The organism is Sulfurirhabdus autotrophica (assembly GCF_004346685.1).
Taxonomy (GTDB): domain Bacteria; phylum Pseudomonadota; class Gammaproteobacteria; order Burkholderiales; family SMCO01; genus Sulfurirhabdus; species Sulfurirhabdus autotrophica.
Map to the genome: position 1 here is coordinate 60160 of NZ_SMCO01000007.1, position 24401 is coordinate 84560.

The window sequence follows — 24401 nt, forward strand, 5'->3', positions numbered from 1 at the left end:
TTGTTAGCGAAACCGCAAAACGGGCTTTGCGGTTTCTACCTGTAAAGGAGAAGATAATGGCAGAATTGGATAAAGAAGCCGTGATCGGCGTACTTAACAAAATACTGGAATCGGAACTGGCAGGCGTAGTGCGCTATACGCATTATTCCCTGCTGATTTATGGCTATAATCGCATCCCGATTGTGAGCTGGCTACGCGGACAAGCAGATGAAAGTCTGCTGCATGCGCAACGTGCCGGTGAACTGGTTACCCATCTTGGTGGACATCCCTCGTTAGCGATCGGGCCATTGCTGGAAACCCATAAACATAATATTGGTGACATTCTGCATGAATCGCTTGAGCATGAGCGTAACGCGCTGGCGGAATACAAACATCTGCTTGAACTGACGAAAGACCGTTCAGTGATGCTGGAAGAGTATGCCAGGGAATTGATTTCTCTCGAGGAGTTGCACGCAGGGGATGTGGATAAAATGTTACGCAAGCCAGGGGATATTGCTGTATTTTCGACCCCTTGAGAAGAGTCAAACTTGTCAATTGATGTACTCGATGCCCCCTATCCAGAGTTTGCAAGTTGTCTTTGGCCCCTGTTTTTGCGTGTCTGCAGCCAGTAATCTTCTAATCTAATGAGTTTTTATATCCTCATCATTCTCGTGGCAGCCATAACTGTTGCGAGAATGATGTTTGATTTCTGCGGCTTGCGATATACTAACAAAAACAACTGAAAGGATAGCTAATCTCATGAAATCTCGTCTTTTGTCAGGATTATTGTTGTGCCTGTGCACTTCTATGGTGATAGCAGGTAATTTTTACCGCTGGGTGGATGCCGAAGGTAAAGTGCATTACACCGATGAGCCACCGCCTGCTTCGGCTAAAAGCGTTCAGGAAAAAAAATTAAGTGGGAATGTCATTGAGATGGACAAGTCTTCCTACGCTACACAAGTGGCAGTAAAGCGCTTTCCGGTTGTGCTTTACACATCCGATTGTGGCGCTGGCTGTAATAAGGCGCGTGAACTTTTAGTCAATCGAGGTGTTCCTTACACCACTAAAAATATCACAACAGCAGCTGAGGGTGAGGCACTGAAAAAGTTGGTTGGTGCACTTGAAGTGCCAGTGCTTGTTGTTGGAAGCAGTGCCACAATAAAAGGATTTGAAGCGGGGGCATGGAACGCTGCGTTGGACGATGCAGGTTATCCTAAGGCGAGTGCTTCTCGATTACCTGCCACACCCAAAACAACAGCGGCCGAAAAGAAAGCAGAGGTTAAACCTGCCCCTGCAGCTAAATAATTACGGGTAAAAAATATACAGGCGATAACCTACCGCTTTTAAATCGTGGGTATCCAGATAAAGTTTCACGGTCACTTCACTGCCCGCTTTCATGCCTTTTGCAATATCTGCTTTGCTTATTTTGGGAGGTAGATAGTCAGCGGGGGCAAATGCGCGCCGTGCAGTGACGGTATCTTCTGTATTTGTTAGCGATAATTCCAGGCGTGGGTAATCTTGCGGAAACTTTGCCCGGTTGCGTAACACAGCGTTCAGTACCACTACCGTAGGCCGAGTGGGATCTGCCTGAAGTTCGGACGATTCTATGCTGATATTATCTGAATACTTAAGTAAATCATGCTTCCCCGGACAATCAAGGTGATTGCATAGTACAACCAGTTCAGCACCCATTTCAGTTAAAAACTGCGAGGTGGCACCATGTATGCCATAGCTGTTGTTATTGAAATTGTCGCCTGCAAAATAAGCCAGGTTGTAACGAAAGAAAACAGGTTGCGCAATGGCTGTCAGGATCAGTAACAGCGAGCCAATTACCCAGGGCCATACCCGTTTTTTTCTCTGAATAATCAATTCATCGTGTTCAAATTCGGATGTCACTTCCGCGACAGGACTTTCCCAGTCTGCATCGGATTCACTGATCAGGGTTTGCGGGAGTGTTTGTTCAAGAGGCGCAGGCCCAGTTTGCAGGGGTGCTGGTTCTGGTGCTATTTCAGGCTCTGAAGCAGGTTCAAATATTGACTCAGTTGTCGCTTCTGGAACTGGTTCATGTTCTGGTTCTTCGAAAGGTGCATATTCTGCATCAGTTTCTGGTTTCGGTATTTCAAAATAGGTAACTTGTTCCAGAGGTTCCAGATAAATTTCAAATGACTCTTTTACTGCGCCAATTTCACTTTTTTCAAAAGCTGTTTCTGGAATGGGAGCGCTTTCCGGTTCAGGTGAGATTTCAACTGGTTTTTGGGGCACTGAAGATGCGGTGCTGCTGCGCGGGGCCAGGCTTTCAAATGCATTGAACACGCGGGCGCAACGACCGCACCGCACATCCCCTTCATGGGCGTTGAGTTGCTCAGTAGAAACCCGGAACGTGGTTTTGCAACTCGGGCAGGTAGTAATCATATCGCCCATATCAGATTACCTTTTTATTCCAGCAAGTCTTACCCAGCCTTCATCCTGCCCGCTTACTGCCATCTCAAACCATTCCTGGTAAATAGCGAGAACATCCTGTGCCTGCTCAACAAGAATACCGGATAAGACGATGTGGCCGCCGCCACGAACGGAAGATGCTAATGCGGGAGCCAACACTTTTAATGGGTTGGTTAAAATGTTTGCAACCAGAATATCTGCCTTGAACGAAGGTGCAGCACCAGGCAAAAAGAATTCAGCGTCAACTTGATTTTGAGTGGCGTTGTCGTTGCTTGCCTGGATAGCCTGGGGGTCAATATCGACACCAACTGCCCGTCCTGCTCCCAGTTTCATCGCAGCGATGGCCAGAATGCCTGAACCGCAGCCGTAATCCAGCACGCTTTCTCCCCCTTTGATGTTTTCATCCAGCCATTGCAAACACAAACGCGTAGTGGGGTGGCTACCGGTACCAAAGGCAAGGCCCGGGTCCAGCACCAGATTAATGGCATCCTGTGCGGGCGCTGTGTGCCATGTGGGGACAATCCACAACCTGGGTGAAATTGGAATGGGATCGAATTGGGCCTGAGTCAAACGTACCCAGTCCTGTTCCTCTAAGTGATCTATGATGTAAGGTGGAATTTTTTCCAGGTGAGAAGCTTGTGCAGCAGCAGCCATAATGGCTGGCACATCGGCGTCAGTCGGAAACAGGGCGTTAACAATACTGCTCTGCCACAAACCGGCTTCAGGCTCACCCGGTTCACCAAAAATCGGCTTTTCCTGTTCAGTACCTGCTTCGGCATCTTCTATACTGGCTGACAGCGCACCTAAGTCCATCAAAATATCGCTTAGAATTTCCGCTGTCAGCTCGTCTGCTTGTATGTTGACTGATTGCCAGGCCATTTTCAGTTTGCTCCGCTGGCTATACAGTTAAGAATGGATGAACGAATTGATCAGGGCTTTTTAAGGTCAGCAATCTTCTTTTCCAGATAATGAATGCTCGCGCCACCTTGCAGAAAAGCCGCATCGTGCATCAGATCCTGATGCAGCGGAATATTGGTCATGATACCTTCTACCACTGTTTCAGAAAGTGCAGTCCTCATTCGCGCGATAGCTTGCTCTCGCGTGTCACCATGGGCAATGAGCTTGCCAATCATCGAATCGTAGTGCGGAGGAACAAAATAATTGTGGTAAACATGGGAATCAACACGGATACCAGGGCCGCCTGGCGTATGGTACTGGGTGATTCGTCCAGGAGAGGGTACAAAGGTATAAGGATTTTCTGCGTTGATACGGCATTCAATCGCATGCCCTTTAAAGGTGATTTCCTTTTGCTTGAAGCGCAGCTTTTCGCCGGCAGCAATGCGAATCTGTTCTTGCACAATATCCACGCCGGTAATTTGTTCAGTGACCGGGTGCTCTACTTGAACCCGTGTGTTCATTTCAATGAAGAAGAATTCATCGTTTTCATACAGGAATTCAAAGGTGCCTGCACCACGGTAACCAATCTTGCGGCAGGCTTCTGCACATCTTTCACCAATTTTATCCCGTAATTTTGTTGCCAGTCCCGGGGCAGGCGCTTCTTCCAGAATCTTTTGGTGGCGACGCTGCATGGAACAGTCACGCTCTCCTAAATGGATCGCATTGCCATGCTCGTCAGCCAATACCTGTATCTCAATATGGCGTGGATTTTCCAGGTATTTTTCCATATATACGGTGGGATTGCCAAAAGCTGTTTGCGCTTCAGCCTGAGTCATACTGACAGCGTTTAGCAATGCAGCTTCAGTATGAACAACGCGCATACCGCGTCCGCCACCGCCACCAGAAGCTTTGATAATGATCGGGTAGCCAATGTCGTGAGCAATACGCATCATTTCATCCGGGTCTTCAGGGACAGCCCCTTCAGAACCAGGCACGCAAGGTACATTTGCCGCTTTCATGGCATCTTTCGCGCTGACTTTGTCACCCATCAGGCGAATGGTTTCTGGTCGAGGACCGATAAAAACAAAACCACTTTGCTCGACACGCTCGGCAAAGTCTGCATTTTCAGAAAGAAAACCGTAACCAGGATGGATCGCTTCCGCATCCGTCACTTCGGCAGCGCTGATGATGGCCGGAACATGCAGGTAGCTCAGGCTGGACGGCGCTGGTCCAATGCAAACAGACTCATCTGCGAGCTTGACGTATTTTGCTTCGGCATCTGCTTCAGAGTGAACGGCAACAGTTTTAATGCCCATTTCACGACATGCACGCTGGATGCGTAGTGCAATTTCACCACGGTTGGCGATAAGAATTTTTTCAAACATGGGGTAACCTTAGTTTAACCACAAAGACCCTGAAGAGCAGGAAAACTTCATTCATTACAGGAGCCAGAGTTTATCTGCCCCTGATGGCTAACTGAAAATGTAATTAACCAATGACAAACAATGGCTCGCCGTATTCTACGGGATGGCCATTCTCAACCAGAATGGCTTTGATGACACCACCTTGATCGGCTTCAATTTCATTCAGTAGTTTCATTGCCTCGATAATACAAAGGGTGTCACCTGAATTAACCGATTGACCCACTTCAGCAAACGCTTTTGATCCGGGTGAAGCTGAGCGGTAGAAAGTTCCTACCATAGGCGAACGGACGATATGTCCATCCGGCGCAGATGGCTCAGCATCCACGATGGTAGCCGCAGCAGGCGTACCTACAGCAAAGGCTTGCGGTGCCTGTTGCGGAGCGTACATGTATTGAGCAGGCTGTGCGGATTGGTTAACGCGGGTAATGCGTACCTTTTCTTCGCCTTCGGATATTTCCAGTTCGGCAATGCCGGACTCTTCGACCAAATCGATCAGTTTTTTAAGTTTTCTAAGATCCATGATTAACCTTTGTTAAATTGGTGTAGTGCGAATTCCAGCGCCAGTTCATAGCCTTTGGCGCCAAGACCGCTGATAACGCCGATAGCAAGATCGGAAAAATAAGAGTGGTGCCGGAAGGGTTCACGGGCAAACACATTGGATAAATGAATTTCTATAAAAGGGATAGCTACGCCAGCCAAGGCGTCACGCAATGCAACACTGGTATGAGTGAAAGCAGCCGGGTTGATGAGAATGAAATCTACACCCGAAGCCGGGGCTTGGTGAATGCGATCGATCAGAGCAGCCTCGGCATTGCTTTGGAATGAATCAAGTACACAACCAGATTGCTCTGCCAGGGTTTTCAGGCGGTCATCAATATCGGCAAGTTTATCCGTACCGTAATGAGCCGGTTCGCGTGAGCCAAGCAGATTTAAGTTGGGGCCATGTAGTACCAGAATCTTCTTCATAAGCGCAAGTTTGACGCAAATAAGGTCATTTTGTCCAGTTTTTTGCAGATTTTCACGTCATTATAGCAGAGGGATTCTGTGACGGGTCAGCCTGTTGTATTAAAGTAATGGAACGAGTAATTGGTCTAGTTTTGCTTCGGTGATGCCACCGATTAATGAGGTCGTAATTTTACCATGACGATCAACAATCAGGGTATAGGGAAGTCCGCCAAGCCGGTTGCCAACCTGTTTAGAAAGTGAAATAGCGTCCATTTCACCCAGCAGGACAGGGTAGTTGATACCCATTTCATCTGAAAAGGCTTGCACTTTGTCCTTCTGGTCAATGGCGATCCCTATAAATACCAGGCCTTGTTTGCCGTATTTATCCTGTAGCTTGATAAATTCGGGAATTTCAGTACGACAAGGAGGGCACCAAGTAGCCCAGAAATTGACAACGAGCACTTTTCCCTTCCATTGGGAAAGTGGCTGCTTTTTGCCGATCAGGTCGTCAAAACTGGCATTAAATAATGTTGAGCTGACGTCTGGTTGTGTAACAGAGGTGGCAGGAGGAACATTATCTTTCAGGGCGTAGGTGAAGATCCCGACAGCAATGGCTACAGCTGCAACCAGACTGACTATAAGCGGTGTTTTGGCTATTTTCATTGGATTGAACTAGCGCATGTGAGTATTAAGATTGTTCAGAAATTTTTCTGCGGGCACATAGCCAATGATTTTTGCAGGCACAATTTCGGCACCATTTTTGTCAAAGAAGATAATGCCGGGAGGGCCGAACAGATTGAATTTTTTCAATAGTGCTTTATCCTCAAGACTGTTCAATGTCACGTCAGCCTGCAGCATGATGGCGTCTTTTAACTTGGCTTTTACTCTTGGGTCGCTAAAAGTAAAACGCTCAAATTCTTTGCAGGACACGCACCAGTCTGCGTAAAAGTCCAACATGACATACTTGCCCTTGGCCTCTTGAATTTGAGATTCCAGCTCAGCAATGTTTTTGACTCGCTTGAACTGAAGAGAAGTAGTCTCAGTTGCACCAGAAGCGGTTTCTGCAGCGCTTGCACGCAGTCCGGACAAAGGTTGAAGTATGTCACGTCCACCACTTAAAGCGCCTATCAGCATCGCAACTCCGGCAATCAAAGTAATGATGCCGACCCCTTTCCAGAATTTGGCAAAACCATGGGCATTGGTTGGTAGAGGATCCAGCGCTTTCAGGTAAATAGCCGAAACAATGAGGAGCGCAGCCCATAACAGCATATGGGCTACGGTTGGAATCACAGGTGAAATGAGCCAGATTGCCACGCCGATCAACAATACGCCAAAGAAGCTTTTAACGGCATTCATCCAGCCACCTGCTTTAGGCAATAACGCACCGGCAGAGACACCCACCAGAATCAGCGGGACGCCCATACCCATTGCCATGGCAAACAGAGCAGATCCGCCAAGCCATACATTGTGGGTTTGACCTATATACAGCAGCGCTCCGGCAAGGGGTGCAGCAACACATGGGCCTACTATCACGGCGGAAAGTACACCCATGATAAAGACGCCTATCGTGCTGCCGCCTTTCATTTTATTGCTGGCATTTGAAAACTTGCTCTGGATTGCACTGGGTAGTTGTAATTCATAGAAGCCGAACATGGAAAATGCCAGTACGACGAAGACCAGTGCGAAAGTGCTTAGTACCCAGGGATTTTGCAATGCAGCAGAGAGCAAGCTGCCGGAAAGTCCTGCTGCAATCCCTACCAGCGCATAGGTGATGGCCATTCCCAGTACATAGGAAAGGGATAGAACAAAAGCACGGGCTTTAGTCAGGTGTTGTCCTTGTCCAGCGATGATGCCTGACAAGATAGGGATCATCGGGAATACGCAGGGAGTCAGAGCTAACAGCAGTCCTGCACCAAAGAAAAAGCTGATTATCAGCCAGAAATTGCCACCCTGGAACAGGCGTTCTATAGTGGATGACTCCGATGATGTTTCATTTCCAGATGGTTGTGCTGGAGCAGCTGTTTCTGGCGTTACTTGCTCTGCTGAAGTTTTTTCAGGCTGAATGGAAGCTGAAGTAACAGTTTTAGTCAGTTCAGCTAAACTCAGGTTAAACGTTTTGTTAATAGGAGGGTAACAAATACCTTTCTCGCTACAGCCTTGAAAAGTAGCAACTAGTGTCACCTTTTCGGCTTGTTGTGTATCACGCTTTAATGTAATAACTGCTTGAAATGGTTGGTGGTAAACCTCGGTTTTTCCAAAATTAGGATCGGTTTTGATATCGCCTGCGGGTAGCTTTACTCCGGCAATACTGATCCCGGTACTATTTTTAAGCGTAAAACTGATTTTATCTCGATACAAATAGTAACTTGGTTCGGGTTTGAAATCGGCGAGCAGCGTATTGCCGTCTTTTACGGTGACATTCAATTTAAAAGCGACTTCCGGTGGGAGAAACTCGTCAGTTGAGCCACCCAGACTTGCGCCCAGTTGCTTCAGTTTTGCCAGTCCACTCAAGGGTTCGGACACCTGAGGAGTGGCAGTGGCCAGTTTAAGTTCTGCAGTTTGCGTAATGGGTGGGTAACATACACCTGCATCCGCACACCCCTGTGAAACTGCTTTTAATGAAACGGTTTGCAAGTTTGAATTGGCGTTCTTCAGGGGAATCGTTATTTTGACATCATGGCGATAGGTTTCCACTTTACCAAAATATTCATCCTGCTTTACTTTTCCGGGGGGAAGTGTTGGTGCGCCGATAGAGACTTCAGGGGTTGTGATCTCGAATTTGAATTTATCACGATAGAGATAATAGCCATCTTCAATTTTATATCTGACTTCAATTGTACCGGCGTCCGTCAGACGTGCCGAAAACTTGAAAGCCTGTTCTGGCTCCAGTAATTCTCCCTCAACAATTGCGTGAGCAAATAAAGGCAGGCACAAGAGCAGGGAAAGAAAAAAACGCTTCATTAAAAGTGGTCCTAAAGTGTGATGGTTTTTATTGGTTTCTGGTCTTATTTGTTTATTTTATCGTTTCGGCGGCAACCCATGCTAAATATTCCGGTAAACCACCCTGAACTGGGACATAGATAATTTCCGGAAGTTCATATGGATGAAGCTCCTTGATTGCTTTCTCAACCGCATCATAGCACTGCTGTGTTGTTTTTATAAAAATGGGCACTTCTTCCGCTGTTTCGACATTATCCTGCCAATGGTACACTGAAGTGCATGCAGCGAGAATATTGACGCAAGCAACTAACCGTTTTTGTACCAGAATCCGGGCCAGGGTTTCCGCACTCTTTCTGTCGGGCAAGTTGGTGATAATCAGTATGATATCCATTTTTTTACGTCATTGACTATTGTTAAGGCTGATTTTGCCCGCATATTAACTTTCAGGGCGCGCTTTTCACGTAAATTATATATTCAGGATACATTTTGCGTAGTTTTGGTTTTATTTTTTTAATTATTTTACTCGGATTTCCAGCATTGGAAATCTATACCTTATTCCAAGTGGCGCATGCGATAGGCTGGTGGCTATTACCATGGCTTATTTTTACCACGGGTGCAGGCTGGGTGTTGATTCAAGAAGAACGGCTGGCAATTTTTGGCAGGCTGATGCTGGCCATTCAAAGTGGTCAATCGCCTTTTGGTGCATTGTGGGATAGCGGGAGAACCATGGTAGCAGGAGTGCTGCTCATTTTCCCGGGCGTGTGGAGCGATGCGCTAGCGTTCATTTTGTTGTTGTTCCCACGTCAATCTGCAGGTGGTGGAGCAAGCCAAAACACACCGGCAGATGACGGCGTGATTGAGGGCGAATGGCGCAGGGTAAATTCCGAAAAGCTGGAATCTCGGGATAAGGTATGATTATTTCCCAGAATAAATTATTCTGGGATGGCAGTATTAGATGTCAGTGCCGCACGAATCCCGGCAGCAACATCCGGGTAGAGTAATTTTGCACGTAATTCTTGTTTGATACGGGTATTGGACAAACGACGTGACTCATCCATGAAGGAAAGCATGGCAGGGGAAATGCATGTCTTTGCTTCTTCTCTTGAGACGCGAGGGGGGCGTTGCAGACCATAATTGTCTGCTACCAGATCGAAGTATTCACCCATTTTCATCATGGAGTCATCGCTGGCGTTGTAAACCCGGCAAGGCATTCCTCTATAAAGTGCAATAGTAGCGAGATGGGCTAGATCATCCTTGTGAATGTGATTAGTGTAGCAATCTTCGTCACTATTCAAGGCTGGTGTCTGGTTCTGGAGGCGAGTAATGGGTAACCGATCTGCACCATAAATGCCAGGGACACGCAAAATACTGACACTGGTACCTGTTCGTCTGCTCCACGCCCGCAGTACTTTTTCTGCGTCCGCACGGCGAATGCCACGAGCGCTTTTGGGAGCGGTAGGGCGAGATTCTGAAACCCATTCGCCATTGCAATTGCCATAAACACCGCTGGTACTGATATAGACCAGACGTTGTGGTAAAATTTTTGATTTATTCAGTGCGCTAAGAAAATGCCGGGTACGTTTGTCTTTTTTGCCGTTGTTTTGTGGCGGCGCAAAATGCAGCACAAGGTCAGCCAGGCCTGAAATCCTTTTAAGGCTTTTGGGTTCATCCAGATCGCCCAGCACGGGTGTGACACCCAAGGCACGAATTTCGGAAAACCGCTCCTTATTTCGCGTTAGAGCATAAATATGGTAATTTTTGCGAAGGTAAGGCAGCGTGCGTTGTGCAACATCGCCAAATCCTATAATAAGTAATCGTCTCATGCGCATATTGTAGCAATATTGCCTGTTTCAGTGTATGTAAAAGGTTATCAGTATGTGTTCAAAGGGTCGCGAAGTTGGCATTCAGTGAATAGTAATATAAGGATTACCCATGTCTCATCAAATAACGATTAAACCAAGCAATCATGTTTTTACGGCAGGCGAAGACGAAACCATTCTTGAAGCCGCATTGCGTGAAGGTTTTGCTTTGGCTTATGGCTGTCGCAATGGTGCTTGTGGCACATGCAAAGGCAAAATACTGGAAGGTTCAGTGGATTATGGTGTTTATCAGGAAAATGCATTAAGCGAAGATGAAAAACAACGTGGAATGGCATTGTTTTGCTGTGCTCAGGCGCAGTCAGATTTGACGATAGAATGTCGTGAAATTGGCGCGGCCAAAGATATTCAGATTAAAATACTGCCCTGCCGCGTGCATCAGTTGGAAAAGCTGGCGGATGATGTCATTGTGATGCATCTCAAGTTACCCGCTAATGAGCGTTTGCAGTTTTTAGCGGGGCAGTATGTTGATATTCTGATGAAAGATGGCAAGCGTCGGAGCTTTTCTCTGGCAAATGCGCCACACGATGATGAATTGCTGCAGTTACACGTCCGCAATATTTCAGGTGGTGCTTTTACCGAGCATGTATTTACGAAAATGAAGGAAAAAGACATTCTGCGATTTGAAGGTCCGCTAGGGACATTCTTTCTGCGTGATGACAGTGATAAACCGATCATATTTGTGGCGGGCGGCACAGGTTTTGCGCCAATCAAGAGTATGCTGGAGCATGCTTTTCATGTTGAGTCAGACCGTCAGATGGTAATGTATTGGGGTGCACGTACTTTGTCTGATCTGTATATGCCGGAATTGCCGGGCCAGTGGCAGCAAGCCCACTCCAATTTTACTTTTATTCCGGTTCTTTCTGAGCCAAAACCAGAAGATAATTGGGATGGTCGTACAGGGTTAGTTCATGAAGCGATCATGAAAGACTTCCCGGATCTTTCCGGATATCAGGTTTATGCCTGCGGTTCACCGCCTATGGTAGAAGCAGCCCATCAGGGTTTTATACAACAAGGGTTGCCGGAAGAGGAATTTTTGTCTGATGCGTTCCTGTTTCAGTCAACGCCTGCACCCAAAAACTCAGATTGATTGCCTGACGGGAATGAGCAATGTAACCAGGGTTCTGAAGGCCGTGGATTATATTGCTTCCTGAATGATGATAAATTCGGCTTCTGCAGTAGCCTTGTTGATGCTGATGTGCATCTCGCAATAAGCATTTTGTGGCATGGGGTCATCGCCACACCCACAACAAATGACGATTTCCGTGAAAAATATCCCCACTTTGGTAAGAATGGTGTGCTCAGTCTCTGTGGTGCTTAACACCGTTGCTGAGATATTGCTGTCATCAACATAGCCGCCTTGGGAAATACCTTGATGCAATGGCAGCGTGCCTGTTTTTAACTCGACGATTTCATTTTTGAGTGTTTGTACGAAAGCGTCTGAATGCCAGTCACGCAATGAGCGGGGTAATTTAGGCATGGTCACGTTAAAGAGTTTGGAAGTGACGTTTTAACTGAAGGTACTCAGCCAGGTAGACTGTTTTGCTGTAATGTCAGTTCCAGACTCTTGCGGTAATGTCCGCAGGCATCATTTTCCCGCTTCATTTTTTCAAGCAACTGTGCGAACGCAATATGGGTTTCACTGGTTGGTTCAACGCTAAGACTGGCTTCCAGGTAGCTTTGTGATTTACCCCAAAGTTCCTGACGCATGCAAAGTTTTCCCAGCGTCAGCAATAACGCAGCGTCTTTGGGATGAGTAGATAGCCACTTTTCCGCACGTTCCAGTTGCTTGAGAATATCCTTGCTGTGACAGGTACCGTAGAGTTTGATCAAGTTGCTGTCCCATTGTTGCTCCAGGCTGGTTTCTATCATGCTCAGAGCGGTCTGGTCATCACCTATCTTGATGAACTGCTGGGCAGCAGTGAATGTCACTTTTGTGTTGGCGCGGATGGCGGAGGGGATTTTAAGCCAGTATGCTTTCAGCGTCTTGTCATCATCCTGTGCCTTGCGCTTGAGATTTTCCAGGTAGGCATTTATCTTTAATTGTTCAGCCTGAGTGGATTCGATAGCACCTCGTTTCTCAAGCTGGGTGACCAGGGTAAGTACTTGCTCCCAGTTTTTTGCTTGCTGCTGCGCTTTAAGTTCGAGTCTCATGGCAGACAGGTGCTTGGGTGCCAGTACACTAAGTTGTTTCAGACTGTCCATCGCTTCCGGAAAGGCGCGCTGGTCAATCAGCAGATCAGCTTGCGTCATCAAGCGCACAAGAGATTCATCGGGAGCCAGCCGTTCTGCGCGCATGAGGTATTCATCTCTGCGATTAAAAGCGCGTTGCTCATGGGCTGCGCGCGCAGCGAGTGTGGCTGTGATGGCAGGTGATTCCTGCATCTCCATGGCTTTGCTGGCCAGTTTTTCGGCTTTTTCATAGCGACCTTCGAAAAAGGCAAGAAGGGCATTGTCTGTGATTTTTCTGGCCTTCTTGTGTCGGCGTTCAAGTCGAAAGCTGCGTACGTAGGCTGGGAGGCGCAATGTATGTGTTGCAAGCCGAATTAAAATGTATCCCAGGAAAAAAATGCCAAGCAGAAGCGCAATCATTAAATTGAGCGCAAGCTCAATGCGATAGGGCGGGTAAACCAGCAAAACGTAGCTGGATGTGTTTTTGCCGGCAAGGGTAAATGCCACTGCCAGGCCGAATACAGCAAGAATCCAGAATAGTCCTCTCAACGTGGATTCCTTTCATGTGCTTGTTTGTAATTCTGCACCACCTGAAGACTCTCTGAAATATCAGGAGCGTTAATGCTGACTTGGCTTTCTGCCAACTGGCGCAAGGATGATTTCGCAAGCTTTGTGGATTTTGCATTGCTATCGAAATAGCGTGTCAGCCACTCTTGTGCTGCTTTCAGGTCCGCTTTATAACTTTGTTCATCATGTTGCAGTAAAGCAATGCGTGCTGTGAGTAGCCGAAGTTTCATGTTTTCACGGACAAAATAAGCTTGCTCAGGCGGCAGCAAAGGGATTTCAGGGTGGTCAATTTTACTCACCTGAACCATTTGTTTGATGTCCTGCCATGCTTCCAGACCCAATTGCTTCCACCACTTTTCGCTTGCATCTTTCTTTGGCGGAGGAATGTTGTCTTTCATGGGGGTGCCAATATCCAGAGGCAGGGAATCTATTCTGCCAATCATATCGTCAAGGCGCAGACTGATTCCAACCGTATCTACGAAAGGCATTGCCTGCAGCCGCTCGATATCCTTGTTGATGGCTTTGCGGATGCCAATAAACTGGGGTTTGTCTAATCGTTGTAGTCGGCTGTCAGCTGTCTGCATGGCAATCAACGCAGCTTTAACGTTGCCGGAAATCTGTAATTGCTGGCTGGCAATGGATAAAATTTGCTCGATATCTGCCAGCGCCCATTCATCGCGGTTGCGTGAGAGCTCCTGGTAGAGTGTTTCAAGTGCAACTTGCTGGTTTTGCGAATCTACCAGTTTGCTTTCGAGTACGCCCAGTTTAACCAGTGCTTCTCTGGTGCCTTCCTGAGCCTGGGAAGAAACGACTTGATTTTCTTTATTGGTGGACTCAAATTGAGCCAGGCGTTTACCCAAGGTTTGCTCAAGATCATTGATGCGATGCCGCGACTCAATACTCTGCCAGACAGAAAGAACCAAGGCAATGACGGCGATAATAAAGCCGAAACTAACATAACGGCTCCAACCGGAAAAGCGGCTGGGGCCAGAAGGGGTGGCTGGTTTTGGTGCTTCAATTGCTGCTTGTTCTGAATTTTCGGTGGTCATGCTTTATCTCTGCTGAACCATTCAATTAGGCCATTTAATAAATCTTCATCGGTCATTGGGGTAACAATCACCTGTGCCAGGCCGAGTTCACTGGCGGTTTGTGCAATTCTTTCATGAGGAACAAATACGGGTGTTTTAATCATCCACTGCCGCCCCAGTTTGCCTACCATATCATATAAGTTGTGCAGGCCTTCACCGCTGGTAACAATAATAGCATCTAGCTCATTGCGCGCCCAGTGACGCAAAAGTTCGCCAGAACTGGTGTTGGGTCGCGCGCGCCGGTAGCACTCTGCATATTCTATATGTGCTCCCCGGCTTACCAGGGTATCACCCAGAACTTCCCGGCCACCATCGCCGCGAAAAATCACGATACGCTTATCTTTCACATCCTGAAACTCAGGCATCGCCAACAGATTCTCGCTATCAAAGCGTGTGGTGGGTGTAATCACGTCCGTTACGCCAAAATGTTTCAACTCTTTTGTGCTGCCACGGCCAATGGAGGCGATTTTTAGATTGGGAGGCAGCTCACGGCGCGCCTTGATCAGGTTCATCGCTTTTTGTACGGCATTCGGGCTGATGAAAACAGCTATGTCAAATGTTTCCAGTCGTTCGATAAGTGCATTAAGCGGCTGTAAGTCTTCAGTGTCTAAAATCTCCAGCACCGGAAACAGAATGGGCGTGCCGCCATTGTTCCGGATTAATTCTGCTAAAGGTCCGGCCTGGTGCGCCGGGCGGGTAATGACAATACCGCGTCCTGAAAGCAGCTTGGTGGCAGGTTCGCTAAGGTTGGTGCCGAGATACTGCATTATTTAATGATCCAATGCCAGTGCGGCTAAAATTTCGCCTGCACCTTGGGCAAGTAATTGTTCCGCCAGATTGGTACCGAGTATTTCAGCCTCTTCCGGCAGGCCTTGCACAGCGGCTTCAATGATTTGACTGCCATCTGGCTTTGCAACAAATCCGCGCAGTTTCAGTACACCGTCTACTATTTCGGCAAAACCGCCTAATGGAACCTGGCAACTTCCTTCCAAAGTCCGGCTCATAGCGCGTTCTGCGCTCACACAATGGGCTGTTACGGGATGATTAAGGGGCTGAACCAGTTCGATTAAATCGGCCCGATCTGATCTGCATTCGATTCCCAATGCACCCTGGCCCACGGCGGGCAAGCTTTGTTCAGGGCTAAGCAAGGAGGCAATCCGGTCGCCCAATCCCAGGCGCTTGAGTCCGGCTGCAGCAAGAATAATCGCGCTGAATTGACCTTCATCCAGTTTTTTTAGACGGGTGCCGACATTTCCACGCAATGCCTTGATATTAAGATGAGGAAAACGGGCAAGTAGCACGCTTTGACGGCGCATGCTGGAGGTCCCTACAATACTGCCCTGCGGTAAATCAGCCAGGCTTTTAAATTGATTGGAAACAAAAGCATCGCGCGGGTCTTCTCGTTCCCCAATGGCGGCAAGGCAAAATCCTTCCGGCATGGTCATGGTGACATCTTTCATGGAGTGGACTGCGATGTCAGCGCGTCCTTCCGACATAGCCTGTTCCAATTCTTTGATGAACAGCCCTTTGCCACCAATTTTACTGAGGGGCATGTCTAAAATCTGATCACCTTTAGTGGTCATGCCCAAGATTCGGACCTCAAGTTCGGGGTATAATTGCCGTAAGCGTTGTTGTATGTACTCAGCTTGCCACATGGCAAGAGCGCTTTCACGCGAAGCAATGGTAAGCGTACCGAGCTTACTGGCGATAGTATGTGAACTATTACTCAAAAAAATCATCCAAAAAAAATTATAAATTAATGCCAACTTGAACAGGCGCAAATTGAATGAAACAAACCATAACACGAATAGCTGTCATTTTAACATGGATAATGGGAAGCTGGATGCCTGCAGCTTGGGCTGATGGTCTTCCTTATGTACAGGATTTTACAACAGAAGCTAAAGCTGCACAGGCAAAACAAGTTCCCATTCTGGTGTTATTCATGAGCCCGCATTGCGTATATTGTGAACGGGTATTGCAAGAATTTTTGCTGCCGATGGGGCGAAATGCTGACTATGATACCAAAGTCATTATGCGTCAAATCGATATGGGCAGTGAATCAAAATTACTGGATTTTAAGGGAAGATCAACCACGCAGAGCAAGTTTGCCAGTATGCATAAAGTACGCATGGTTCCGACGATAAAGGTATTTGATGCGCAGGGAAATGAATTGGCAGATCCGATTGTCGGTTTACTGACCCCGGATTATTACGGCGGTTATCTGGATAATGCCATTGATCAAGGACTGGCTAAAATCAGGGCTAACTAAACGGGGAATTTTTTTACCGCGATTGAAGCTGTGGTCAGTTTTTAATTTCCTTGACGAGGTGGAGCTGGCGTCGGCTGATGGCCAGCTTTTCATCCAGACCTTTTAACAGGACTACCCACCCGGATTGGGATTCTGCGTTTTCAGTTCCACCTTCGGTTTTCTCTAATCCGATGATAAATTCTTTTGCCACCAGGCAATTACGATGAATACGCACGAAGCGCGAGGCGTATTCCTGTTCCAGCTTGGTCAGGGATTCTTCCAGCAGATACTCTCGCTCGCAGGTTTTAATTGTGACGTATTTAAGCTCGGCTTTAAGGTAGAGGATTTCATTGATCGGGATAAGCTGGATTTTTCCGCGTTCAACCACGCTTAAATTGGCAGGTGCCCGTGGCGAGAGATGCTGTAGTGCAAGCAAGCTTGCGGCAGACAGGGCCTGCGCTTTTTTTAGAGCGGCAGCCAGGCGTTCAACCCGGATTGGCTTTAAAAGGTAATCAATGGCGTTCACTTCAAACGCCTGAATAGCATAATTGTCGTATGCCGTGGTAAAAATAATGGCAGGCGGCTCTGGCAATTTCTGAACGTGCTGGGCAAATTCAATCCCGTCCATTTCCGGCATGCGGATATCCAGAAGAATGACATCCGGTTTCACTTTATCAAGGGCAGCCAAAGCCACAGCACCATTTTTGGATTCTTCTACAATTTCCAGATTTAATTCTGCTGCGCAATCCGATAGTAACTCCCTCAAGCGTTTTCTGGCGGGCGCTTCATCGTCAACGAGCATGATTTTTAATGGGACCGTGTTCATTTTTGCGTGGTTACATAAGGGATAATGATGTGCACTTGATATGAATTCCCGCTAATTTTTGTTGTCAGACTGGCTTCTGCATCGAAATGCAGGGCAAGTCGTTCGCGAATGTTCTGCAATGCCATTTTATTACCAGAATGGTGATTGCCATCTTGTTGATAAGGATTTCGCAGCACCAGATTTACTTGATTACGCGTACTATATATATTGATGGTGATCTCACCTGCCTGGCTGGAAGGTTCGATGCCGTGGTATACGGCATTTTCCAGTAATGGCTGTAGCGCAAGTGGTGGAATGAGCGCCCCTTTGGGCATTTTGTCGGTATGCCAGGTTATCTGGAGCCGCTCGCCCAGGCGTAATTGCTCCAGATTGAGGTATTCCTTGCATAACTCGATTTCTCTTTCCAATGTGGTCAGTTGCCGATTGTCCGCCATGACTACGCGAAACAGATCAGCCATATCTTCCAATGCACGTTCAGCACGCTTTGGGTCAGTGCGAATCAAGCTGAGCACTGCATTGATACTATTAAACAGAAAGTGGGGGCGAATGCGCGCCTGCAGTGCTTGCAATCTGGCTTCGGCCAGCGCGGGAGAAAGTGCACGGCTACGCAAATTAAAGTAGGCGAGCAGAAAAGCGGTCATTGATCCGCTAAAAAACCAGTTTCGCTGTAGTGCGCTGGTTTCAAAAGTACCAAAGTAGCGTTGGTCCAGCATATAGATGGCTGTTGTCAGGCACAGCTCCAACGCAATGACGGCAAATACCCCTGACGGGTAAGTAATCTTTGCAAGCACCCGGTTTGAAAGACATAAAAGAATCAGGCTCAGTAATAAAATGGGCTGAACCAAAGCAGATATGGCTAATAATTCTTGCCATAAAAGGGCAACAGTTGGCGCTTTAGCTGCAGCTGCCAGCACACTTGCCGCATCCACAAAAACCAGGATGCGCAGGCTCGTCCCCATGTTGCAAAAATTTGGCAGGGAGATTGGAAGGTCGTTTTGATTTATAATTGCCATAATTTTCCATTTTGAACAAGGCAGTAACACTATGCAAGATAAAAAGAATGACGCTCCAGTTGAAAGCAAGGCGTGGTCTGGCAGATTTTCTGAACCCGTGGCAGAGCTGGTAAAGCGTTACACTGCCTCGGTGGGGTTTGATCATCGCCTGGCTGCTTACGATATACAAGGCTCGCTGGCGCATGCCCATATGTTGCAAGCAGCAGGTATTCTGGGCGCAGAAGACTGGGCTGCGATTCAAAGAGGCCTTGCAATGATCGAGCAAGAAATTAGCGATGGTCGATTCAAATGGTCTCTGGATCTGGAAGATGTTCACCTTAATATAGAGAAGCGTCTGACCGATTTAATTGGTGATGCAGGGAAGCGATTGCACACGGGTCGTTCACGTAATGACCAGGTTGCTACAGATATCCGGTTATACCTGCGGGCTTCTATTGATGGCCTGCTTGAATTGATTCGCCATGCCCAATTGGCTTTTCTGGATCTCGCTGAAAAAAATGCCGACACCATCATGCCAGGCTTTACTCATCTGCAAGTAGCGCAGCCTGTAACTTTTGGACATCATCTGATGGCTTATTTTGAGATGCTCAAGCGGGATGCGGATCGGTTGCAGGATTGTCGTAAGCGTGTGAATCGTTTGCCACTGGGCGCGGCTGCACTGGCAGGAACCAGCTATCCCATTGATCGGGAAATGGTCGCAAAAGAACTGGGGTTTGATGGTGTTTGTGAAAATTCACTGGATGCAGTTTCGGATCGCGATTTCGCCATCGAATTTGCATCTTGCGCTGCACTGATCATGACACATCTTTCCCGTTTGTCAGAAGAGCTCATCCTCTGGATGAGCCCGCGCTTCGGCTTCATTAGTATTGCAGATCGTTTTTGTACCGGCTCCAGCATTATGCCGCAAAAGAAAAATCCGGATGTGCCGGAATTGATTCGCGGTAAAACGGGGCGTATTAATGGGCATCTCGTCGCATTGCTAACGCTCATGAAGTCCCAGCCACTAGCATATAACAAAGATAATCAGGAAGATAAAGAACCATTGTTTGATACGGTGGATACATTAGCCAATACCCTCACAATTCTCGCAGACATGATGACAGGTATAACAGCAAAACCTGAAGCAATGCGGGCTGCTGCAGCGCAAGGGTTTGCCACGGCAACCGACCTGGCCGACTACATGGTCAAAAAAGGGTTGCCTTTCCGTGATGCTCATGAAGTGGTTGCATTGGCTGTTCGTCATGCTGAAACCAAGGGGTGTGATCTGAGTGATCTGCCTTTGGCAGAATTGCGTGGGTTCTCTGATTTAATCGAAGATGATGTTTTTGGTGTACTCACGCTGGAAGGTTCACTGAACAGTCGTAACCATATTGGTGGAACTGCACCCAATCAGGTCAGGGCTGCGATTGGTCGAGCGCGCAAATTGCTGGGTTAGAAATCGGACCTGGTTAGTTTAAGTTAACAACTTAGGGATACGATTAAGTCGGGGACACGTGAAGTCGGCAAATTTTACGAGTCTCGGTAATGCCTAATTTGTCACCGGTCAGACCGCACCTGAAAATTCGTTTGCTTTCCTGGCGGCAATAAACACAGGTATTGCACACGCCAAATGATTTTATACTTTCGATGATTTGAAGATTGTTCAAGGTTTCGTTCAGCACCAATACAGCTGTCCTCAATTTTGTGGGGCTGATGTATTTGGTTGCTGATTGCCAGCTAGAAGTCAGTTCAACTTCCTTTAATAACTTTTCGCCTGCTTCACTAAGTGTCAAACGTACCTGACGCTTATCCATTTCATCCATGTAACGATCTATCAGCCCTTTTCTGTGTAGCAGAATAAGGCTTTGGGAAATGCTGCCTTTGGTTTGTCCTAAATATTCAGTCAGACCTTGGGGGGTGTTGCTATAGCGGTTGGCTCGCTTGATGTATTTCAAAGCCTGAAGATGAACGGGTTGCAAATTATGCGCATTTTCCAGATTGCGCACATCTGCGCGAATCCGGTTCCCGACTCGTTCGATTAGGTCCGATAATAATAAAGTATTTTTATCCATCTGCCTGATACCTGCTTCGAAATGAATTTATTTCATGGTATCGGTTCGCTACAGCATAATCAAGAAAAATGGATGGGCAGCGATTTACGAAGACAATTTGACTGGAACGCCAGCTTGTTCTGAAATAAGTCTGGAAAGTTCGCTCATCAGTTCAGTATTGTTGCGGGTATTGAGCCAGGCATCATCTTGCCATTTATAATGAAACCCGCCTGATTTTGCTGCGACCCACATTTCCTGCACGGCGCCCTGACGGTTAACAATAATTTTGCTGCCGTTTTCGAATTCCAGTTCCAGAATGCCGCCGCCGCTTAATTCATAGTCGATGTCGACATGGGTAACAGCATCCAGTGCTTCCTCAATCTGCTTGAAAGTTTTTTCAGTCAGTTGGTTGTATTCATTTTCGGTCATTTTTCAGCCTTTGCTTTGTGATAAGATACGATTTTTCGCAAGAATAGAGAGAGAATACTATGCGGCTTGCCAGTTTTCTAGTTCTGATGTCAACTTTGCTTTCCGGATGCGGTATCAGAGGCCCCCTCTACCTGCCGGAAAACAAACCTGCTCAATCCAAATCTGTTCCTACAGGGGAAGTCGTACCGCAAGCTTTGCCTGCTCCAGAACAAATTAAACAATGAATCGTTTGACTTAAGGTTACCCAAGTGAATATTTTTGAAATGAAGAATGCAGAATTGCATGCAGAATCTGTGCCATTAACCGATATTGCTGCGCAATTCAGTACACCATGTTATGTGTACTCGCATGCAGCGTTGACGGCAGCGTATCAGGAATTTGAACAAGCCTTCAAGGGGCATGATCATCTGATATGTTACGCAGTTAAAGCAAACCCGAATCTAGGTATTCTGAGTTTGTTTGCACGGTTGGGTAGTGGATTCGATATTGTTTCAGGCGGTGAGTTGAAACGAGTGCTGGCCGCAGGGGGTGATGTATCCAAAGTGGTGTTCTCCGGTGTTGGGAAAACAGCAGAAGAAATCCGTCTTGCTTTGTCATGGGGCATTCTCTGTTTCAATGTGGAGTCGGAAAGTGAGTTGCAGCAACTGAATAAAATTGCTGGCGAAGCAGGAAAAGTGGCACCAATTTCATTGCGTGTGAATCCAGACGTGGATGCTAGAACCCATCCTTATATAGCAACCGGTTTAAAAGATAATAAATTTGGTGTGGCCTATGAAGAAGCTTTACGTCTTTATCGCATGGCAAATGGATTGCCTAATTTGAGCATACATGGCGTAGATTGCCACATTGGTTCGCAGCTTACAGAAATATCTCCATTTGTAGATGCGCTTGAAAAAGTGTTGGTGCTACTGGATAAATTGGAAGCCGAAGGGATTCATGTCGCTCATCTTGATCTGGGTGGTGGAATTGGTATTTGCTACTCAGATGAAACACCACCGAAAGTGGCCGACTATGCAAATGCTTTGTTTAAAAAATTGGCGGGGCGGTCTCAGAAAATTCTGGTTGAACCCGGGCGTGCACTGGTTGGGAACGCAGGGTTGCTATTGACAAAAGTAGAGTATTTAAAGCCAGGAGTAGACAAAAATTTTGCCATTGTAGATGCAGCCATGAATGATCTGATGCGTCCTGCACTTTATGATGCGTATCATAATATTGTGCCGGTTCACAAAAGAAATGGCATCCCGAAAAATTATGAAATAGTCGGTCCGGTTTGTGAAAGCGGTGATTTTCTCGGACATGATCGCATGCTGGATATTGCCGAAGGCGATCTGCTGGCGATCATGTCGGCGGGTGCATATGGCATGAGTATGAGCTCAAATTATAATACGCGACCACGCGCAGCAGAAGTGATGGTTGAAGGTGAAAAAATACATTTGATCAGGGAACGAGAAACAGTGGAACAGCTTTTTTTGCTAGAAAAAACGCTGCCAAAAATCTGAAAAATATAATTTTTTCTTTTTTTTATCAAAATTGTTGCATGCTCGCAACGCATTGGTAATAAATATCTATTTAGTTACCATCTCTATACCCCTTTTAAAAAGCCATTCTTTTTTCATTAAGTATCGAATCGATACTTAATGAAAATTTTCTTGAAATTAAATGCAATAAAAGTGCATTAACTTGTTGTGTTTTATTAATAATCTGGAATAGAATTGCCTCACCAAGCGAAGGTGGGAGCCCGTCTTTGTGATTAACTGGTACTTAAGATGATGTGCAATACCGGGAAATGGATTCACGTTGTCGCTTGAAGTGCAGATGAAAATCTCTCTGTGATGTTAGAGGCAACAACATAAACCGGCTTAACTTTTTTATAGGAGTAGATCATGGCAACACCAGAAAAAAGCAAGACTGCAGCTACCGCTAAGAAACCGGCAGCTAAAACAACCACAGCAAAAGTAGCAGCAGTAAAAAAACCTGCAGCTAAAGCAGCAGCCAAGCCAGTGGCAAAAGCCGCAGCAAAACCTGTAGCTAAAAAAGTAGCGGCAAAAAAACCTGCAGCTAAAGCAGCAGCCAAGCCAGCGGCAAAAGCAGCAGCAAAACCTGTAGCTAAAAAAGTAGCGGCAAAAAAACCTGCAGCTAAAGCAGCAGCCAAGCCAGCGGCAAAAGCAGCAGCAAAACCTGTAGCTAAAAAAGTAGCGGCAAAAAAACCTGCAGCTAAAGCAGCAGCCAAGCCAGCGGCAAAAGCAGCAGCAAAACCTGCAGCAAAAAAAGTAGCGGCAAAAAAACCTGCAGCTAAAGCAGCAGCCAAGCCAGCGGCAAAAGCAGCAGCAAAACCTGCAGCTAAGCCAGCAGCTAAAAAAGTAACGGCAAAAAAACCTGCAGCAAAAAAACCAGCGGCCAAAAAAGCACCAGCAGTGAAGCCTGCTACCACAGCTTAATTCTATTAAGTTGTTTCAGTAATTGATCAGGGAGAGTATTTTTATACTCCCCCTGATTGTTTCTAAGTCTCCTGCAATTATTTAGGACGCTTATTCAGCCCCTAAAGTTAATGACTGCCAAATTGATTTGCTTGATAGTCATTATTTTCTGATAAGTAAATTCTTCAGAGTGAAATGAAGCAAATTGCTTAAATGTACTCTCATTAAGTTCGTAAAAACCGCCTTCAAGAATTCCGCCTTAGTTTTTCTAAGATAATCAAAATAATCTGCCGCAATCCATTAATGGACGAGTGTTTTTTAATGCAAAACAAAAAGTTGCAAAGCAGTCTGTGCTTGCATAAAATTGACTGACCGATCGGTCAATACAACAAATTTTATGAAGGTCTGTTGCATATAACGAGTTAACTATTATTGAAAAATGCTCTTTCAAATAAAATGGTATCGCCATCCAGTGAATCGCAAAGCGAGAAGGATAGTGTGCAAAGAATTCTTGATGCGGCACAATTCCTGTTTGCAAAGCATGGGTTTGATGCCGTATCGGTGAACGCTATTGCAGCGATGGCAGGCGTAAGTAAGGCCAATGTATTTCACCACTTTACTTCCAAGCGAGAGTTGCACCTTGCAGTCATGCAGTCAGCGAACCAGAAGTTTGGCGCAACGCTTAATAAACTGGGGCATGAAGGCGCTGATGTAGTCGCTAATCTTGAAAACTATGCGAAAGCACATTTAGGCAGCATTCTGGAGAATGAACAATTATCTCGTCTAGTATTAAGGGATGTGTTGGAAAATGCGCCTGAACATAGTCGTGAATTGGCAGGGAAAATATTCGGAAATAATTTTGCTCGATTAGTGGGGTTATTGCGGAATAGTCAGGAAAGCGGAGCTTTAAAAACAGAGTTGGATCCCGCCATGATAGCGGTGATGTTGATTGGCGCAAATGTGTTCTTTTTTGAAGCGCGTGAAGTGCTCAGACATTTTACGGATGTGAATTTTGTAGATAAGCCAGAGCAATACAGTCATATGCTGGTGGATATTTTACTAAATGGCATTTTGCCTGTGGACGGCAGTAAAAAAATTGAAGGATAAGGT

28 protein-coding genes are annotated in these 24401 nt (G+C 46.6%); 10 read left to right on the top strand and 18 right to left on the bottom strand.

Annotated elements, in window-relative coordinates:
• The first annotated feature begins 56 nt into the window (after positions 1–56).
• A complete protein-coding gene (locus EDC63_RS08915; protein WP_124945200.1) occupies positions 57–515 on the top strand; it encodes a ferritin-like domain-containing protein in 459 nt (152 codons plus the stop codon).
• A gap of 223 nt (positions 516–738) precedes the next feature.
• On the top strand, positions 739–1284 hold the full coding sequence (locus tag EDC63_RS08920) for a glutaredoxin family protein (RefSeq protein ID WP_124945201.1): 546 nt from the start codon (positions 739–741) through the stop codon (positions 1282–1284).
• Here the strand turns inward: EDC63_RS08920 and EDC63_RS08925 are convergent, their stop codons facing one another.
• The 8 genes from EDC63_RS08925 to cutA form a co-directional block, all read right to left on the bottom strand.
• On the bottom strand, positions 1285–2400 hold the full coding sequence (locus tag EDC63_RS08925; RefSeq protein WP_124945202.1) for a DUF3426 domain-containing protein: 1116 nt from the start codon (positions 2398–2400) through the stop codon (positions 1285–1287).
• A gap of 6 nt (positions 2401–2406) precedes the next feature.
• Positions 2407–3297 (bottom strand): 50S ribosomal protein L11 methyltransferase, encoded by an 891-nt coding sequence (gene prmA, locus EDC63_RS08930; RefSeq protein WP_124945203.1) that lies wholly within the window; start codon positions 3295–3297, stop codon positions 2407–2409.
• 50 nt (positions 3298–3347) lie between these two features.
• Positions 3348–4700, bottom strand: coding sequence for an acetyl-CoA carboxylase biotin carboxylase subunit (gene accC, locus EDC63_RS08935; protein ID WP_124945204.1), 1353 nt, complete (start codon positions 4698–4700; stop codon positions 3348–3350).
• 103 nt (positions 4701–4803) lie between these two features.
• Positions 4804–5259, bottom strand: coding sequence for an acetyl-CoA carboxylase biotin carboxyl carrier protein (gene accB, locus EDC63_RS08940; RefSeq protein WP_124945205.1), 456 nt, complete (start codon positions 5257–5259; stop codon positions 4804–4806).
• Between the two features lie 2 nt (positions 5260–5261).
• On the bottom strand, positions 5262–5705 hold the full coding sequence (gene aroQ, locus EDC63_RS08945; protein ID WP_124945206.1) for a type II 3-dehydroquinate dehydratase: 444 nt from the start codon (positions 5703–5705) through the stop codon (positions 5262–5264).
• Positions 5706–5804: 99 nt separating this feature from the next.
• Entirely contained in the window at positions 5805–6347 is a 543-nt protein-coding gene (locus tag EDC63_RS08950; protein ID WP_124945207.1) for a TlpA family protein disulfide reductase, read from the bottom strand.
• A 9-nt stretch (positions 6348–6356) separates the two neighbouring features.
• Positions 6357–8645: a protein-disulfide reductase DsbD gene (dsbD, locus tag EDC63_RS08955; protein WP_124945208.1), complete on the bottom strand. Its 2289-nt coding sequence runs from the start codon at positions 8643–8645 to the stop codon at positions 6357–6359.
• A gap of 52 nt (positions 8646–8697) precedes the next feature.
• Positions 8698–9015, bottom strand: coding sequence for a divalent-cation tolerance protein CutA (gene cutA, locus EDC63_RS08960; protein ID WP_124945209.1), 318 nt, complete (start codon positions 9013–9015; stop codon positions 8698–8700).
• 95 nt (positions 9016–9110) lie between these two features.
• On the opposite strand from cutA, the gene EDC63_RS08965 reads away from it, so the two are divergent.
• The gene (locus EDC63_RS08965) at positions 9111–9539 is read left to right on the top strand and encodes an FxsA family protein (RefSeq protein ID WP_165922954.1); all 429 of its coding nucleotides are present in this window, start codon (positions 9111–9113) and stop codon (positions 9537–9539) included.
• Between the two features lie 17 nt (positions 9540–9556).
• Here the strand turns inward: EDC63_RS08965 and EDC63_RS08970 are convergent, their stop codons facing one another.
• Complete coding sequence (locus tag EDC63_RS08970) at positions 9557–10447, bottom strand: SDR family oxidoreductase (protein WP_124945211.1); 891 nt, start codon at positions 10445–10447, stop codon at positions 9557–9559.
• Positions 10448–10556: 109 nt separating this feature from the next.
• On the opposite strand from EDC63_RS08970, the gene EDC63_RS08975 reads away from it, so the two are divergent.
• Positions 10557–11591, top strand: coding sequence for a CDP-6-deoxy-delta-3,4-glucoseen reductase (locus EDC63_RS08975; RefSeq protein WP_124945212.1), 1035 nt, complete (start codon positions 10557–10559; stop codon positions 11589–11591).
• 48 nt (positions 11592–11639) lie between these two features.
• On the opposite strand, the gene EDC63_RS08980 is transcribed toward EDC63_RS08975, so the two are convergent.
• The 5 genes from EDC63_RS08980 to hemC are packed head-to-tail and all read right to left on the bottom strand — an operon-like array spanning position 11640 to position 15983.
• On the bottom strand, positions 11640–11981 hold the full coding sequence (locus EDC63_RS08980) for a glucosamine--fructose-6-phosphate aminotransferase (RefSeq protein ID WP_124945213.1): 342 nt from the start codon (positions 11979–11981) through the stop codon (positions 11640–11642).
• 44 nt (positions 11982–12025) lie between these two features.
• Complete coding sequence (locus tag EDC63_RS08985; protein ID WP_124945214.1) at positions 12026–13222, bottom strand: heme biosynthesis protein HemY; 1197 nt, start codon at positions 13220–13222, stop codon at positions 12026–12028.
• Positions 13219–14289, bottom strand: a complete 1071-nt coding sequence (locus EDC63_RS08990) for a uroporphyrinogen-III C-methyltransferase (RefSeq protein ID WP_124945215.1) — start codon at positions 14287–14289, stop codon at positions 13219–13221. Before EDC63_RS08990 ends, EDC63_RS08985 begins: the two co-directional genes overlap by 4 nt.
• Positions 14286–15095, bottom strand: a complete 810-nt coding sequence (locus EDC63_RS08995; protein ID WP_124945216.1) for a uroporphyrinogen-III synthase — start codon at positions 15093–15095, stop codon at positions 14286–14288. Before EDC63_RS08995 ends, EDC63_RS08990 begins: the two co-directional genes overlap by 4 nt.
• Positions 15096–15098: 3 nt before the next feature.
• Positions 15099–15983, bottom strand: coding sequence for a hydroxymethylbilane synthase (hemC, locus tag EDC63_RS09000; protein ID WP_370685861.1), 885 nt, complete (start codon positions 15981–15983; stop codon positions 15099–15101).
• Between the two features lie 131 nt (positions 15984–16114).
• On the opposite strand from hemC, the gene EDC63_RS09005 reads away from it, so the two are divergent.
• On the top strand, positions 16115–16597 hold the full coding sequence (locus tag EDC63_RS09005; RefSeq protein WP_124945218.1) for a thioredoxin fold domain-containing protein: 483 nt from the start codon (positions 16115–16117) through the stop codon (positions 16595–16597).
• 34 nt (positions 16598–16631) lie between these two features.
• Here the strand turns inward: EDC63_RS09005 and EDC63_RS09010 are convergent, their stop codons facing one another.
• Together EDC63_RS09010 and EDC63_RS09015 are read right to left on the bottom strand one after the other, a co-directional pair.
• On the bottom strand, positions 16632–17378 hold the full coding sequence (locus EDC63_RS09010) for a LytR/AlgR family response regulator transcription factor (protein WP_262982414.1): 747 nt from the start codon (positions 17376–17378) through the stop codon (positions 16632–16634).
• Positions 17379–17398: 20 nt separating this feature from the next.
• The gene (locus tag EDC63_RS09015) at positions 17399–18415 is read right to left on the bottom strand and encodes a sensor histidine kinase (RefSeq protein WP_124945220.1); all 1017 of its coding nucleotides are present in this window, start codon (positions 18413–18415) and stop codon (positions 17399–17401) included.
• Between the two features lie 31 nt (positions 18416–18446).
• Here EDC63_RS09015 and argH point away from each other — a divergent pair, with 31 nt between their 5' ends.
• Entirely contained in the window at positions 18447–19850 is a 1404-nt protein-coding gene (argH, locus tag EDC63_RS09020; protein ID WP_124945221.1) for an argininosuccinate lyase, read from the top strand.
• 43 nt (positions 19851–19893) lie between these two features.
• Here argH and EDC63_RS09025 read toward each other — a convergent pair whose 3' ends face one another.
• Together EDC63_RS09025 and cyaY are read right to left on the bottom strand one after the other, a co-directional pair.
• Entirely contained in the window at positions 19894–20466 is a 573-nt protein-coding gene (locus EDC63_RS09025) for a MarR family winged helix-turn-helix transcriptional regulator (protein WP_124945222.1), read from the bottom strand.
• An 84-nt stretch (positions 20467–20550) separates the two neighbouring features.
• Positions 20551–20874 carry an iron donor protein CyaY gene (cyaY, locus tag EDC63_RS09030; protein ID WP_124945223.1) on the bottom strand — a complete coding sequence of 108 codons (324 nt, stop codon included), beginning with the start codon at positions 20872–20874 and terminating at the stop codon, positions 20551–20553.
• A gap of 59 nt (positions 20875–20933) precedes the next feature.
• Between cyaY and lptM the strand changes: the two genes are divergently transcribed.
• The 4 genes from lptM (at position 20934) to EDC63_RS09050 (ending at position 24398) form a co-directional block, all read left to right on the top strand.
• A complete protein-coding gene (gene lptM, locus EDC63_RS09035) occupies positions 20934–21098 on the top strand; it encodes an LPS translocon maturation chaperone LptM (RefSeq protein WP_124945224.1) in 165 nt (54 codons plus the stop codon).
• A 24-nt stretch (positions 21099–21122) separates the two neighbouring features.
• Entirely contained in the window at positions 21123–22373 is a 1251-nt protein-coding gene (gene lysA / locus EDC63_RS09040) for a diaminopimelate decarboxylase (protein ID WP_124945225.1), read from the top strand.
• Between the two features lie 384 nt (positions 22374–22757).
• Complete coding sequence (locus tag EDC63_RS09045; RefSeq protein WP_189943303.1) at positions 22758–23312, top strand: hypothetical protein; 555 nt, start codon at positions 22758–22760, stop codon at positions 23310–23312.
• A gap of 435 nt (positions 23313–23747) precedes the next feature.
• The gene (locus tag EDC63_RS09050; RefSeq protein ID WP_124945226.1) at positions 23748–24398 is read left to right on the top strand and encodes a TetR/AcrR family transcriptional regulator; all 651 of its coding nucleotides are present in this window, start codon (positions 23748–23750) and stop codon (positions 24396–24398) included.
• The last annotated feature ends 3 nt before the right edge of the window (positions 24399–24401 follow it).

What these genes read in the sequence shown, in the direction of transcription:
- aroQ (WP_124945206.1), bottom strand. Translation starts at nt 5,705, where the DNA reads ATGAAGAAGATTCTGGTACTACATGGCCCCAACTTAAATCTGCTTGGC.
- EDC63_RS09015 (WP_124945220.1), bottom strand. Translation starts at nt 18,415, where the DNA reads ATGGCAATTATAAATCAAAACGACCTTCCAATCTCCCTGCCAAATTTT.
- dsbD (WP_124945208.1), bottom strand. Translation starts at nt 8,645, where the DNA reads ATGAAGCGTTTTTTTCTTTCCCTGCTCTTGTGCCTGCCTTTATTTGCT.
- hemC (WP_370685861.1), bottom strand. Translation starts at nt 15,983, where the DNA reads ATGTGGCAAGCTGAGTACATACAACAACGCTTACGGCAATTATACCCC.
- EDC63_RS09010 (WP_262982414.1), bottom strand. Translation starts at nt 17,378, where the DNA reads ATGCTCGTTGACGATGAAGCGCCCGCCAGAAAACGCTTGAGGGAGTTA.
- EDC63_RS08970 (WP_124945211.1), bottom strand. Translation starts at nt 10,447, where the DNA reads ATGAGACGATTACTTATTATAGGATTTGGCGATGTTGCACAACGCACG.
- accC (WP_124945204.1), bottom strand. Translation starts at nt 4,700, where the DNA reads ATGTTTGAAAAAATTCTTATCGCCAACCGTGGTGAAATTGCACTACGC.
- EDC63_RS08925 (WP_124945202.1), bottom strand. Translation starts at nt 2,400, where the DNA reads ATGGGCGATATGATTACTACCTGCCCGAGTTGCAAAACCACGTTCCGG.
- EDC63_RS09005 (WP_124945218.1), top strand. Translation starts at nt 16,115, where the DNA reads ATGAAACAAACCATAACACGAATAGCTGTCATTTTAACATGGATAATG.
- EDC63_RS08980 (WP_124945213.1), bottom strand. Translation starts at nt 11,981, where the DNA reads ATGCCTAAATTACCCCGCTCATTGCGTGACTGGCATTCAGACGCTTTC.
- accB (WP_124945205.1), bottom strand. Translation starts at nt 5,259, where the DNA reads ATGGATCTTAGAAAACTTAAAAAACTGATCGATTTGGTCGAAGAGTCC.
- EDC63_RS08950 (WP_124945207.1), bottom strand. Translation starts at nt 6,347, where the DNA reads ATGAAAATAGCCAAAACACCGCTTATAGTCAGTCTGGTTGCAGCTGTA.
- EDC63_RS08990 (WP_124945215.1), bottom strand. Translation starts at nt 14,289, where the DNA reads ATGACCACCGAAAATTCAGAACAAGCAGCAATTGAAGCACCAAAACCA.
- prmA (WP_124945203.1), bottom strand. Translation starts at nt 3,297, where the DNA reads ATGGCCTGGCAATCAGTCAACATACAAGCAGACGAGCTGACAGCGGAA.
- lptM (WP_124945224.1), top strand. Translation starts at nt 20,934, where the DNA reads ATGCGGCTTGCCAGTTTTCTAGTTCTGATGTCAACTTTGCTTTCCGGA.
- EDC63_RS09025 (WP_124945222.1), bottom strand. Translation starts at nt 20,466, where the DNA reads ATGGATAAAAATACTTTATTATTATCGGACCTAATCGAACGAGTCGGG.
- EDC63_RS09050 (WP_124945226.1), top strand. Translation starts at nt 23,748, where the DNA reads ATGGTATCGCCATCCAGTGAATCGCAAAGCGAGAAGGATAGTGTGCAA.
- cyaY (WP_124945223.1), bottom strand. Translation starts at nt 20,874, where the DNA reads ATGACCGAAAATGAATACAACCAACTGACTGAAAAAACTTTCAAGCAG.
- EDC63_RS08920 (WP_124945201.1), top strand. Translation starts at nt 739, where the DNA reads ATGAAATCTCGTCTTTTGTCAGGATTATTGTTGTGCCTGTGCACTTCT.
- EDC63_RS08915 (WP_124945200.1), top strand. Translation starts at nt 57, where the DNA reads ATGGCAGAATTGGATAAAGAAGCCGTGATCGGCGTACTTAACAAAATA.
- EDC63_RS09045 (WP_189943303.1), top strand. Translation starts at nt 22,758, where the DNA reads ATGGCAACACCAGAAAAAAGCAAGACTGCAGCTACCGCTAAGAAACCG.
- cutA (WP_124945209.1), bottom strand. Translation starts at nt 9,015, where the DNA reads ATGGATATCATACTGATTATCACCAACTTGCCCGACAGAAAGAGTGCG.
- EDC63_RS08975 (WP_124945212.1), top strand. Translation starts at nt 10,557, where the DNA reads ATGTCTCATCAAATAACGATTAAACCAAGCAATCATGTTTTTACGGCA.
- argH (WP_124945221.1), top strand. Translation starts at nt 18,447, where the DNA reads ATGCAAGATAAAAAGAATGACGCTCCAGTTGAAAGCAAGGCGTGGTCT.
- EDC63_RS08995 (WP_124945216.1), bottom strand. Translation starts at nt 15,095, where the DNA reads ATGCAGTATCTCGGCACCAACCTTAGCGAACCTGCCACCAAGCTGCTT.